We start from the raw sequence: 12,755 nt of genomic DNA, 5'->3' as shown, positions 1-12,755 counted from the left end.
TTTGTAATGTCGCTAGAATAGCAAAACTTACCCTCTGCGACGATGCAAACTTATTGATTCTCTGCCTGTTTTTTTCATTATCGAATAAAACTGTCTTCATTTAAGACTTGCACAGACTTTTGTCCATGCTCAATGGTTTTTGCGTAATAACCGGCTCTGGTCAAAATATGATCACAATAAAAGTCAGCAGATTGTTGCCAAGAATTCACTTGTTGATCTCCGAGCGATTCGTCGGTTGTGCTCACTTGTTGAGCTCGAACCAGCAGCCATCCACCTATCACATAGCCCATCATCATCATGTAAGAATAAGCTAACCCTGTTCCCAGTATAGGGTTGTCTTTCATGGCGGATAAGCATTTCTCTGTGGCCTGTTTAGCCACCTCAATCGAGTTTTTTACCTTTATTGCATTGTCATGTTTTTCCGAGCCTATATATCTATCCAGTTCGCCTTCCATTTCAGAAAACAACGCAGTCATGGCATGGCCATTGTCTCCTAATAGTTTACGGCCAATTAAGTCGATGGCTTGAATGCCGTTGGTTCCTTCATAAATAGGAAGTATACGAGCATCACGGGCATGCTGAGCAACCCCCGTCTCTTCAATAAAGCCCATACCACCATGAACCTGAATAGCTAGAGAGGTGACTTCTTGAGCTAGCTCAGTAATCCATCCTTTAACGATGGGCGTTAATAATGCTGTGCGAGCAATAGCCGCTTGTTGTTCTTCACCCTTACTAATATGCGATAAATCATTTTCTACCGCAGCAACATAGACCAATGAACGCATGGCATCGATTTGGGATCTCATGGTCATTAACATGCGAAGCACATCTGGATGCTCAATAATGGCTGCCCTGCCCGAACGATCTGCTTTCATACCCTGTTTACGCTCTTTTGCATATTGTAATGCTTGTTGATAAGCACGTTCAGAGATGGCTAGCCCTTGTAAACCTACACCTTGTCGTGCGTTATTCATCATGGTGAACATGGCTTTTAAGCCGTCATTTGGCTCACCGACTAAATAACCAATTGCCCCTGTGTTATCGCCGTAGCTCATCACACACGTTGGCGAGGCATGAATGCCTAATTTATGTTCAACAGAAACAACGCTAATGTCATTACGCTCTGCAGGATTGCCCTCTTCATCAAGTAAAAACTTGGGCACAATGAACAAGGAAATGCCTTTTACTCCAGCAGGGGCATCAGGTAGACGAGCTAATACCAAATGAATGATGTTCTCAGACATTTGATGGTCGCCCCAAGTGATATAGATTTTCTGCCCTTTAATGAGATAGGTTTCGGCTGCTAGATCAGCACTATTTGGGAAGGCTTTACAAGAAATAGCCGCGAGGTCAGAACCCGCTGAGGGTTCTGTTAAATTCATCGTACCAGCCCACTGACCGGTGACCATTTTAGGAATATACGTATTTTTGATTTCATCACTGGCGTGAGATTGAATGGCTTCAATGGCTCCATGTGCTAGCAAGGGGCAAAGTGAGAAGGCAAGATTGGCAGATTGGATGCCTTCATTTACTGCTGTGGCAATGGTTGAGGGTAACCCTTGCCCACCATATTTCACGTCACTCGATAATGCTCCCCAGCCCCCCTCGCAGTAGGCTTGGTACATTTCTTTGTAACCTTTTGGCTCGAATACCTCCCCATTTTCTACTCGTGAACCTTCTTGATCCCCGCGCCAATTCAGTGGTGCCATAACTTGCTCGGATAACTTACCCGCTTCACTAAGAATGGCTTCGACAAGTTCTTGATCAAGTGACTCATCTAAATGGGGGGTTAAGCGCTCAATGCGAGCGACATGGTGCAAACTGAATAAAATATCTTTATAGGGGTATTTGTAATCGCTCATTCTTATTCTCCGTTTTTATGGTGAGCACAAATTTATCTTATAGCATCGTCAAAGATACGCCATCTCTCAATAACATTTCAGTGCTATATTTCTGACAAATACATTCATATATGGCTTAATCCCTTTCAATATCAGCGATGCAGGCTCTTAGTCATTTTTGTAAATCCCTCACTTTTTCGGTACTCCCCTGGTGTCATTCCTGTCCATTTTTTAAAAGAACGGAAAAAGGCGCTTGGTTCATCAAAGCCCATTAATGCTGCGATATCATTAATACTCAGTTGGGGCGCATTCATATAGGTAATAGCCGCTTCTTTACGACACTCATCCTTAATACTTTGGTACGAAGTGTGTTCTTCGTTGAGTCGTCGACGTAGAGTGGAAACGCTCATATTCAGGCCGCGAGCCACTTCTTCTGCGCTGGGCATTTCTCGTGAAAAGTCCTTGCCTAGCATCGCTGTCACTTGTGATTTTAGACTATTATCGTTGTCTACCATAACAAGCAGCTGATAAGGTGCCGTTTTTAAAAAGCCCCGTAGACTATCTTCTGTTTGAACAATTGGCATGTCCAAATAACTAGAGGGAAAAACTAATGCATTAGCATGCTGATTGAATTTTACTTCTGACTGAAATAAGGTTTTGTAATACTCCAGATCATTAGGACGATCACAGGTAAAATAGGCGGCCTTTAAGTTCAGGCGTCGACCAATTAACCAGCAAAAAAAGTGATGCCACATCGATAAAGTGGTACGAAGCTGCTCTTGGGACTCCCCTAATACTAAACTTGTGATATCGGCTTCTGTTGACTCGATTGGCGCAAAGGTAACCATCGCAAAGCGCCCTTTTTTAATTAGAACTGGTTTGATTGTTGGACCACGACAAATGTCGTAAAAGTCACTGCAACGGTACATAGCGTGGGCCAGTGAGCGAGCATGAATGATGCTCAAACACATCATGCGAAATGCCCCATTAGGTATTTTACCACCACTTAACATGCCAAAAGATTCATCTTGAACCAACCACATGATTTTTTGGTAGAGCATGCCATACTGGTAGGCGGGGAAGTAACTGTTTTGTTCAATCTCTGCTCGGGAAAGCTCTAACGACTCAAGTAGCTCATCGCAATTTATTCCTTGGTTATCAACGGCTTTTAAGAGATAGCGTACGCTTGACATGGGAACCGACGCTTTCAAATTCATAGACATAATTCCATCAAGTTTTATGCTTTCATTGTAAGGCTTATTTTACCCATAAAAAAAGGCTGCGATGGCAGCCTTTTTAACTTTACTTCTTTATAAACTTAATTTTCTTCTGTAAAAGCAGATAACAGCTCATCAACCGTTAATTCTTCGGTATCACTGTTAACACCAGAAGTATTAACCGCTTTAGCTGGTTCTTCTTTTTTTGCCTCTTGGGGCTTCACGAACACAAAACGGCGTGGACGTGCAGCTGGCTGCGGCGCTTCTTTTTCAGGAAGTTGCCCCAGTCTTTCAAGTTTTTTGTGCGCTTGCTCTTTGCGCTCCTTGGATTTCTTAACAACAAAACGGCGAGTTGATGAGGCTTTGCGAGCTTTGTTTTGCTCTTTCATCATTTCCTTTGAGCCAGTTTTTCCAAGTTTGCCACGCATGCTGCGCGATTTTTTCGTACGAGCCATAAATAACCTCTCTTTCTCGCGCGCATTGTAGCAGTCAAACACTCAAAGGTCATCTCTCTAAACGATGATTAACAGCTCGTTTTGAAAGAACTGTGCCCGATTTTACGTTGTTGACCTACTTTCCCTAGCAGGGTTTTGACTTGTGCCATATCGTTTGCTTTCAGTGCTGTTTCCAACGATTTAAAAACACCAATGGTATCGTCAACAACTCCTTGGTACGCCTTTTCTTTTTTAGCTAATTCCGCACCTTGTAAATTCTCTTCTTTAAACAGATAAGGGGTTTCTTCGCGAGATTTTTTAAATAATGTAATAATCTTACTAACTCCTTCTGCTGCTGCTTGATTATCGCCAGATTTGATATCAGAGCTAACTGCACGCAATTCATCTTTAATATGGTGCATATAATCCGGCAGCGGGCTTCCATCACAACCCGCTTGAGCTAAAGAGCTGCCTGTAAAAGCTAAAACGGCCAAAGAAGTAAGAAGAAAACGTTTAGACATGTCTGTCATCCTTTAAGATTGATTAAAGATAGAGGCAATATAAATGACTCTATTAATATAAATAGCATAAATACAGTAAAACAGACCAATAAATAATGAATTAGTTCATATACTTGGTCGAAATATGTAAAAATATAATCACTTTTCGATGGAATGATTCAATAGATGGTGAATAAATGATTATCATTCGTGTTTTATTGCTTGTTATATTCCTCTCAAACATTACTCAAATTGCTAACGCAAAACCCAAATGCCCTGATATAAAGGCGATACAAGCATCCGATAAGTTATCAGAAAAGTTGACAGGCGGAAAAGTATTTAAAGAAGGGGAAGTTTTAAAGGTGAACTTACCAAGCTACACTAAGGAAGTTGCCAGTTACATTTATGTAAAATCCGATGGTCTCTACTATTCAATATTTACATTGGTTAATACAAAGTGTGTGGCTCGTTTCATCAAGCGAACTAATGGTAAGTACTGATGAGAAAGTATAAAGCTGGCCTCTTAATCATGCATAACTCGAGAGCTTGACCACATACTAAAGGACCCAGCGAGTTCTTAACTCGCTGGGTCTTGGGGTTTAACTAAAAAATATGCGGTTTTTAATAGCGAAATGAGACTAATTTTTTTTAGGCTCTTTTTTACCTTGATCATTCTTAGATGAGGAAGAGTCTGCCTTCGAGGAATGATTTTTAACGTCATCTTCATCCTCCTCTTTTTCTTCGTCTTCTTCGCCTAATTTAGAGATGGCTTCTAGGCGCTCAATGACTTTAGCTGAAATAGTCTCCTCGGGATAGTTGCCCTCCTCATCTGCTACGCCTGGTTCAATGCCGGTAAGTAAATGCAAGGCTTCATCGGCGGTAGAAATGGCATAAACATGGAACTTCCCTTCTTTTACTGCATCAATAATGTCATCACTCAACATTAGGTTGTTGGCGTTGGATTTAGGAATAATTACGCCTTGAGTTCCTGTTAATCCACGGGCGTTACAGACGTTAAAGAAGCCTTCGATTTTCTCATTAACACCGCCAATTGCCTGAATTTCACCGTATTGGTTTAGAGAGCCAGTGATGGCAAGATCCTGACGCAGAGGTATTTGAATCAAGGCCGATAACAAGCAGCAAAGTTCCGCTGTCGATGCACTGTCTCCGTCTACATAACCGTAGCTTTGTTCCATGGCAATTGACGCAGAGATTTCCAGTGGATAACGCTGGGCGTATTTATTGCCCAGATACCCTGAGAGAATTAACACACCTTTGGAGTGAATATTTTGCCCTAGATTAGATTCACGTTCGATATCAACGATGCCTTTGCCTCCAGGATGGACTGTGGTCGAAATACGAGCAGGCGCCCCAAAATGGCTATCACCAATTTGCATGACAGTTAGGCCGTTTATTTTGCCCACAGCAGTGCCTTCGCTTTCTAGCAACACGGTGCCTTCGATGATTTCTTCAATGATTTTTTCACTAACACGACCTGTGCGGTGTTTTTTGGCTTTTAATGCTCTGGCAATATGGTCGGCGGTGATTAACTCATCCCGAGCCATTTCGCGAACAAAATCTGCCTCGCCTAATAATTCAAAGACATCGCCAATTTTTGCCGCCATCTCACGCTGGTGTTCAGCTAATCGGCTACTGTATTCGATCAGGGCGGCCACACCATCTCGGGTCACATTGGCATACTCTTCTTTATCTATTCGGTCTTTCATAAGACGAGCAAAAGACAGCTCTGCTTCTTTAGTGCGTTTGAGTGTGTCATCAAAGTCGACTAAAACACGAAACATCTCTTGAAAGTCCGGGTCAGCATCTTGCAATAAATAGTAAATATCCCGTGAGCCAATTAAGATGACTTTAACTTGTAACGGCAGATCTTGTGGTGACAAGGTCGTTGTGTTCATCAACCCCATGTCTGCGTAGGGATGTTCAATTTTGAGTGTTTTGCTCTTCAGGGCGCGCTTTAAGGCTTCCCACAGATAATGATCCGTAAGCAGTTTTTCGGCATCTAAAATCAAATAGCCGCCGTTTGCTGCATGCAAACTCCCTGAGCGAATCAACCGATAACTTGTAATCAACATCCCTTGATCACTGCTGTACTCTACTTGTCCAAACAGGTTGCGATAAGTCGGATGAGGCTCGTATATAACAGGCATCCCCCCATTTGGACTGTGTGTGACGGCGACATTGGGCAAATACATTTCTTCATACATTTGACGACGGCCAATCTCATCACGGTTGTCCGATGCCTTGTCATCTGCCAGTTGATCAATAATGGTTTTGTCTAAATCACTACGCATGGCCTGTAAATATTCCTGTACAGGCGCATCGTCTTGATACTTTTCAAAAAGCGTCGCCATCAAAGGATCCAGCGCTTCTTTTACGGTATTAAGATTGAGTTGGCGTAGCTGTTCATAAGAGGCTCGTTTCCACAATGGCAAGCTCAATAACTCTTCATTTAACAGCCCTTCTAAATGAGAAACTGCATTTTGGAAATCATCTCGCTCTTCATCGCTTAGTCCTGCAAAGTCACTTTCTTCAATGGCTTTACCCTCTTTCATCGGCGCAAAACTAACCGAAGACGCATCACGAAACATGGCAACGCCAATTTTGACCGCCACTCTCTCTACTTTATTAATCGCCGCCTCATATTGCTCGTTAAAGGCACGGTCAATTGCCCCTTTCTGCTGTTGGTAAGAGGGATTTTCAAACGCTGCTGGAAAGGTAGCCATAAGGCCGTCAATCAATGAGCGAATTTCTTTTTCAAATTCAGCCGCATGACCGGGTGCGAATTCAAGCGCCTTAGGACGATGGCTTTCTGTAAAATTATTGATGTATACCCACTCATTGGGTGGCGTACGGCGTTTAGCCTCGCTTTTTAAATAGCTGGTTACATAGGAAGAGCGCCCTGTACCGGAGTCTCCCATGGCAAAAATATTGTATCCAGGACGTTGCATTGCAACACCAAATTGAATCGCTTCAACCGCACGCTCTTGCCCTAATATTCCGCTTAGTGGCTCAAGATCATTTAAGGTTTTAAATGGGAGATGATCCGCTGGTACTTTAGCTGACAGTGCATGGTGCGGAAGAGGGGTAACCATATTTGACATTAATGGGCTTCCTTGTAGCAAACAGGTCAACGTTTGGTTGACCTGAGAAAGAATCATTTCATCTTTCTAATAATATGAATTTTTTAAAAAATGTGTAATGATTTGAGACTACCATTCTTATCTGCTTTACACCTAATTTTTCAATAGAAAAATAGAGGAAAAGTAAACGAAAATAGGTACTTAAAACAAAGCTGCTTAAATCGAATCGTTACTCGTTGGAAACCTGTAGGATCTGGTCTGGGGTGGTTTTCGAAAAGACTCGATGAAAGTTCGCGGCTGTTGCCTCAAGTAGCGCTTCATAACGAATCCCTTTCAAGTCAGCAATGTATTGCGCCACATTCGCAACGTAACGCGGTTCATTCTTCTTTCCACGGTGCGGAACTGGCGCAAGATAAGGCGAGTCTGTTTCAACGATTAACGAGTCAAGGGGGAGCTTCTTAACCGTTTCTTTAAGCTCCTGAGCCGTTTTGAACGTTACAATACCTGAAATAGAAATTAGGTAGTTTTCATCTACTGCTGCTTTAGCCATAGCATAATCTTCAGTAAAACAATGCAGTACACCTGCACTGCTTGGGTTTCTGTGTTCACGAATCAGCTGCATCGTGTCGGCTTTTGCATCACGGGTATGAACAATCACGGGTAAGCCTAGCTTGCCTGCTGCTTTTAAATGATGAGCAAAGCTCACTCTTTGTTTCTCATGGAGTGCAGTGTCTTTTTCGTAAAAGTAATCCAACCCTGTTTCGCCAATGGCGATGATTTTGTCATGTTGAGCAAGGTCAATTAGACGCTCTTCACTGGCTAACAACCCCTCTTTGTGCAAAGGGTGAACGCCACAGCTGGCATAAACCCCCTGACGATGAGTAAAGGCAATGATATCTTCTATATCATCTAAATTAACTGAGATGCTAAGTAGCTGCTTAACGCCAGCCTTTGCGGCCGCATCAATCGCGCCGTTTATATCACCGTTGTATGGTGCTAAGTCTAGTTTGTCTAAATGGCAGTGTGTGTCAATTAGCATAAAGTGGTTACCATTGGTTCAATTCGTGTGTGAGTTGCATAACTGGATTAAGATTGGTTTTCGATAGATCGGATTTTAACCTTTGTAGCGCTTGATAGCGTGTCATCAAAGCTTGAATCCCCATTCTCTGCATGATTAGCGGATATACTTCGGATAACACGGGGTGGATTGTTCTACCAGCAGAATGACAAAGGCATTGATGCAGTATGGCGGCTAACCCATTGCAATAATCAATAGTGTTACTGTTGCTAACGCCAGTCAGTAGCGACTCAACAGTGGTTGTGCCCTGCATCAGCTCTTTTATCTTTTCTGGCAAACTGGTGTAGATCCCCGTCTTCTGTTGTTTTTCCAAGCTAAGTAAACGAAAAGGTTGTGTTGTCAGCCAAAATAAAGCACTCAAAGCTTCACCATCGGGTTGGCTCTGCAACCAACTTTCGACCTCCATTTGGGAGGGCGTTGGCACATTAACCAGTAAACAACGGCTACGAATGGTTGGCATCAAACTAGTCGACTGAGAACTGGTCAATAAAAAGTAGGTTTGATCAGCAGGTTCTTCTAGAGCTTTTAATACGGCATTGGAAGCATTGATATTCATGGACTGAGCATGAGTAATCAGCACTACTTTATTGTTACCAACTTGGGGCTTTTGGTTAATTTTATTGATGAGTTGACGGACCTGATCTACTTTGATGGTTGCTTCTTCCCCATCCAAAAAATAATAGTCAGGGTGTGACTCTCCTGCCATAAGTTCACAGGAATGACAGTGGCCGCAGGCGACGCCTTGGTCAATTTTTTCGCACATTAGATCTTTGACCAACTCTTTGGCTAAGTACTCCTGGCCAACCCCATCGGCTCCAGTAATAAGTAAGGCATGAGAGAGCTTTTTGCTCTGCTTGAGGTGTTGCACTTGCTTGTGGCAAGCCTGTAACCACGGCGCGAGTTCGATCATTTCTCGCTCTTACTCCAAGACAATTGAAGCGCCTTTAATTGCTGTTGGATTTGTTGCTTGACGCTCTCTAAAGATTGGCTCGCATCAATTAACTTTATTCGCTGTGGATTCTGATGAGCACGATCTAAGAAGCCTTGGCGAACTTTCTCGTGAAATAGATGAGACTCTTTATCCAGTCTATCCGAGTGTTTTCTTTGTTGTACTCGCTTCTGGCCAATTTCTACAGGCACATCAAGTAATAATGTTGCATCGGTCTGACAGTTTCCAACTACCCATTGGGTAAGATGATCTAATATCGCGATATCACCGCCTCTAGCGATACCTTGGTACACATAAGTGGAATCGATAAAACGGTCACTGATAACCCAAGTTCCCTGTGCTAAAGCTGGCTCAATTTTCTGAGAAATATGTTGAGATCGAGCAGCAAACATCATTAAAAGCTCCGCCATGTCGTCGACGATCTCTTCTCTTGGACTCAATACGAGATTACGAATGTCTTCCGCCAATGGCGTCCCACCAGGCTCGCGAGTCATGACATAATCAATGTGTTGCGATTCTAGCCAGTTTTGAATATTCGCCATCGCAGTGGACTTCCCACTGCCCTCACCACCTTCTAACGAGATAAATTTGCCTCTCACTGTGCTGTTTCTCCTTCTTTCTTTGATGATGAAACGGATTGAGGCTCCGGACTTGAACGATAATCAGCACGTCGCTGCATTTGATATTCATCAACTGCCTTATTGTGCTGAGCCAATGTCTTTGAAAAGACATGTGATCCATCACCTTTGGCAACAAAGTATAAATCGTCTGTTTTCGTCGGATGTAAAGCAGCAACAATGGCCCGTAAGCCCACATTGGTTATTGGGGTGGGCGGAAACCCCTTATGCAAATAGGTGTTATAAAGGGATTTTGAGCGCAAATCCTTGTAGGTAATGGTGCCGTTATAATCTTTGCCTAGGCCATAAATAACCGTTGGATCCGTTTGTAGGCGCATATGTTTGTGCAATCGATTAATAAATACACCGGCAATTAATCCTCGTTCCTCTGGTACACCGGTCTCTTTTTCGATCATAGATGCCATAATTAACGCTTGATAGGGGGTTTTATAAGGTAAGCCCTGATCTCTTGTTTCCCATTCTGCTTTTAAATGTGATTCAAGGAGATTGTGAGCGCGCTTTAAAATACGCAGGTCAGTGGTATTATTATGGTACTGATAAGTGTTTGCGAAAAATAGTCCCTCAGGATTGCTTCTCTTTATCCCAAGCTTTTTTGCTATTTGAGCATTCGATAAGCCTTCAAGGGTCATTTGAATGTTTCCCTTGGCTTTCATGGCTTTTAGATACTCTTGAAGAGTGTTTCCTTCAACCAAGGTGATGGTATAGACGATAGATTTTCCTGAGTCGAATAACGCCATCATACTTAATAACGTCATGCCATTGGTAATTTCATATTGCCCTACTTTGGGTATCCACTCTGGGTGAAGTTTGGCAACAACTCTGGTTAAAAAAGGATAGGTTATCCAGCCACGTTGGGCCAATTTTTCTCCCAATCCAAATGAGGTATCCCCTTTTTGAACCTCAAAGACTTGAGGTTGAGTAAGAGTGATTGGCTGGGTGATTTCATGATAAAGAAATCCCGCCCCGATAGCACAAAAGGTAATAACAATAATAAAGGCTTTAAACAGCCATCTAAGCGACGTCATGCACATCCCTTGTTTGCATTAGTTGTTGAAGTCTTAAGGTATTTTCACCAATGGCAAAAGAACAACCTTGCAGAGAAATAACAGGAACAACTCCCATTAAACTGTTGGTGATAAAAATTTCATCTGATTGTTTCAAATCATTTAGCGATAACTCACAAATATTGACTGGATAAAGGCTTTGAGAGGCCATGATATGTTTTCGGTAAGTACCTTGCACACCCGCTTCGGCCAAAGAAGGCGTCATTAATGAACCATTGTGAAAGCAAAAGATGTTGCTTTGAATGCACTCAACAACATTACCTGAGTAGTCGAGCATAATGTCTTCAAAATGCTGGGCCAAAAGATGCTGTTTTGCTAATACGTTTTCCAAACGGTTAAGGTGTTTTAATCCACTTAAATAACGATTACGACTTACTTCTATGGGAGAAAGGCCTAGATGAACTCCATGATGCTGTTCTCGGGTATAATCCGGTGCGCCACCTATGCCAACTAAAACTGTATGTTTAGGAGAATTTGGCGGTAAATAGCCTCGCCCACCTTCGCCTCTCGTGACAATGATTTTCACCACGGAGAAATCATCCGTCTCAGATAAGATTTCGTCAAAAAGAAACTGTCTTAAACGCTGAGCATCTTCTTCCGAGAATGGCATCCCAAGCCGTTTTAGCCCTCCAGTGAGACGAGAAAAATGATCATCTAACTGGTAAAAGCCGTAAGGTGACGCTTTAATGGTTTCAAAAACACCATCACCGTAAGCCAGTCCCCGATCCGATGCTGATACCATGTCATCCTGATAGTAATTAACAAACCACTTCATGAAAAAACGACTCAGAATAAAAAGGGTGTTTATAATAGCCTAAAAACGAACAGCATCACAGATTCCATGCCCCCCTTTACTTATGTTTTCTCTTATGAAAAAGGCTAATTTAAAGACGGAAAATGTTGATAGAAAGGTGGATTTATAGGCAATTTTACAGCGGAGGAAATGGATGAGAAACAACATAGCTAATCGAGTTCCCTGTTATTTTATTGGGTACTCTTTTTATTTGAAATGCAGTGGCGTCCCGTAGGGGGTTCGAACCCCTGTTACCGCCGTGAAAGGGCGGTGTCCTAGGCCTCTAGACGAACGGGACACAAATCAGTTTTATGAAAACTGTAAACCTGTACTTTCACATCAAGTGAAAGTGGAGCGGGAAACGAGGCTCGAACTCGCGACCCCAACCTTGGCAAGGTTGTGCTCTACCACTGAGCTATTCCCGCCCTATAAAACCACCCTACTTTATTGGGGTGATATACTAAATAGTGGCGTCCCGTAGGGGGTTCGAACCCCTGTTACCGCCGTGAAAGGGCGGTGTCCTAGGCCTCTAGACGAACGGGACACAAATCAGTTTTATGAAAACTGTAAACAAACACGCTATCTTAATTGCTAACCACCCTATTCTACTTGGGTGATAATTTGCCTTTCTTTATATTAAAAGAGGTTTTTTTAATCAGTTTTATTAAATTATATAGTATGGCGTCCCGTAGGGGGTTCGAACCCCTGTTACCGCCGTGAAAGGGCGGTGTCCTAGGCCTCTAGACGAACGGGACACAATCAGTTTTATGAAAACTGTAAACCTGTACTTTCACATCAAGTGAAAGTGGAGCGGGAAACGAGGCTCGAACTCGCGACCCCAACCTTGGCAAGGTTGTGCTCTACCACTGAGCTATTCCCGCCCTATAAAACCACCCTACTTTATTGGGGTGATATACTAAATAGTGGCGTCCCGTAGGGGGTTCGAACCCCTGTTACCGCCGTGAAAGGGCGGTGTCCTAGGCCTCTAGACGAACGGGACACAATCAGTTTTGTGAAAACTGTAAACCTGTACTTTCACATCAAGTGAAAGTGGAGCGGGAAACGAGGCTCGAACTCGCGACCCCAACCTTGGCAAGGTTGTGCTCTACCACTGAGCTATTCCCGCCCTATAAAACCACC

The 12,755-nt window shown here is 43.0% G+C and carries 11 protein-coding genes and 7 tRNA genes; 1 reads left to right on the top strand and 17 read right to left on the bottom strand.

What is annotated here, in order from left to right; all coding sequences use genetic code 11:
• Nucleotides 1–77 precede the first annotated feature (77 nt).
• The 4 genes from MSP8886_RS14220 to MSP8886_RS14205 form a co-directional block, all read right to left on the bottom strand.
• Nucleotides 78–1,862, bottom strand: a complete 1,785-nt coding sequence (locus tag MSP8886_RS14220; protein WP_067017579.1) for an acyl-CoA dehydrogenase family protein — start codon at nt 1,860–1,862, stop codon at nt 78–80.
• A gap of 131 nt (nt 1,863–1,993) precedes the next feature.
• The gene (locus MSP8886_RS14215) at nt 1,994–3,058 is read right to left on the bottom strand and encodes an AraC family transcriptional regulator (RefSeq protein ID WP_067017578.1); all 1,065 of its coding nucleotides are present in this window, start codon (nt 3,056–3,058) and stop codon (nt 1,994–1,996) included.
• A 101-nt stretch (nt 3,059–3,159) separates the two neighbouring features.
• Nucleotides 3,160–3,513 (bottom strand): hypothetical protein, encoded by a 354-nt coding sequence (locus MSP8886_RS14210; RefSeq protein ID WP_067017577.1) that lies wholly within the window; start codon nt 3,511–3,513, stop codon nt 3,160–3,162.
• A gap of 68 nt (nt 3,514–3,581) precedes the next feature.
• Nucleotides 3,582–4,013: a cytochrome b562 gene (locus tag MSP8886_RS14205; RefSeq protein WP_067017575.1), complete on the bottom strand. Its 432-nt coding sequence runs from the start codon at nt 4,011–4,013 to the stop codon at nt 3,582–3,584.
• Between the two features lie 176 nt (nt 4,014–4,189).
• Here MSP8886_RS14205 and MSP8886_RS14200 point away from each other — a divergent pair, with 176 nt between their 5' ends.
• Nucleotides 4,190–4,492 (top strand): hypothetical protein, encoded by a 303-nt coding sequence (locus MSP8886_RS14200; protein ID WP_067017573.1) that lies wholly within the window; start codon nt 4,190–4,192, stop codon nt 4,490–4,492.
• A gap of 138 nt (nt 4,493–4,630) precedes the next feature.
• On the opposite strand, the gene MSP8886_RS14195 is transcribed toward MSP8886_RS14200, so the two are convergent.
• From MSP8886_RS14195 to MSP8886_RS14135, 13 genes are all read right to left on the bottom strand, one after another.
• Nucleotides 4,631–7,114: a Lon protease family protein gene (locus tag MSP8886_RS14195; protein WP_067017571.1), complete on the bottom strand. Its 2,484-nt coding sequence runs from the start codon at nt 7,112–7,114 to the stop codon at nt 4,631–4,633.
• A gap of 208 nt (nt 7,115–7,322) precedes the next feature.
• A complete protein-coding gene (locus tag MSP8886_RS14190; protein ID WP_067017569.1) occupies nt 7,323–8,132 on the bottom strand; it encodes a TatD family hydrolase in 810 nt (269 codons plus the stop codon).
• A gap of 7 nt (nt 8,133–8,139) precedes the next feature.
• Entirely contained in the window at nt 8,140–9,081 is a 942-nt protein-coding gene (gene holB, locus MSP8886_RS14185; protein ID WP_067017567.1) for a DNA polymerase III subunit delta', read from the bottom strand.
• Entirely contained in the window at nt 9,078–9,719 is a 642-nt protein-coding gene (gene tmk, locus MSP8886_RS14180) for a dTMP kinase (RefSeq protein ID WP_067017565.1), read from the bottom strand. Before tmk ends, holB begins: the two co-directional genes overlap by 4 nt.
• Nucleotides 9,716–10,783 (bottom strand): endolytic transglycosylase MltG, encoded by a 1,068-nt coding sequence (gene mltG, locus MSP8886_RS14175; protein ID WP_067017563.1) that lies wholly within the window; start codon nt 10,781–10,783, stop codon nt 9,716–9,718. The genes tmk and mltG overlap by 4 nt, the downstream gene beginning before the upstream one ends.
• Nucleotides 10,770–11,597 (bottom strand): aminodeoxychorismate lyase, encoded by an 828-nt coding sequence (pabC, locus tag MSP8886_RS14170; protein WP_067017561.1) that lies wholly within the window; start codon nt 11,595–11,597, stop codon nt 10,770–10,772. The genes mltG and pabC overlap by 14 nt, the downstream gene beginning before the upstream one ends.
• Nucleotides 11,598–11,837: 240 nt before the next feature.
• Nucleotides 11,838–11,913, bottom strand: a tRNA-Glu gene (locus MSP8886_RS14165).
• A 52-nt stretch (nt 11,914–11,965) separates the two neighbouring features.
• Nucleotides 11,966–12,040, bottom strand: a tRNA-Gly gene (locus MSP8886_RS14160).
• Between the two features lie 43 nt (nt 12,041–12,083).
• A tRNA-Glu gene (locus MSP8886_RS14155) sits at nt 12,084–12,159 on the bottom strand.
• Nucleotides 12,160–12,294: 135 nt separating this feature from the next.
• Nucleotides 12,295–12,370: transfer RNA gene (locus MSP8886_RS14150), tRNA-Glu, on the bottom strand.
• Between the two features lie 51 nt (nt 12,371–12,421).
• Nucleotides 12,422–12,496: transfer RNA gene (locus MSP8886_RS14145), tRNA-Gly, on the bottom strand.
• Between the two features lie 43 nt (nt 12,497–12,539).
• Nucleotides 12,540–12,615 (bottom strand) — tRNA-Glu (locus MSP8886_RS14140).
• A gap of 51 nt (nt 12,616–12,666) precedes the next feature.
• Nucleotides 12,667–12,741: transfer RNA gene (locus MSP8886_RS14135), tRNA-Gly, on the bottom strand.
• Nucleotides 12,742–12,755: the final 14 nt, after the last annotated feature.

The organism is Marinomonas spartinae, from assembly GCF_900089775.1.
GTDB lineage: Bacteria > Pseudomonadota > Gammaproteobacteria > Pseudomonadales > Marinomonadaceae > Marinomonas > Marinomonas spartinae.
Note: the sequence above shows the minus strand (reverse complement) of the source record. Positions and strands in the feature narration are given on the sequence as shown.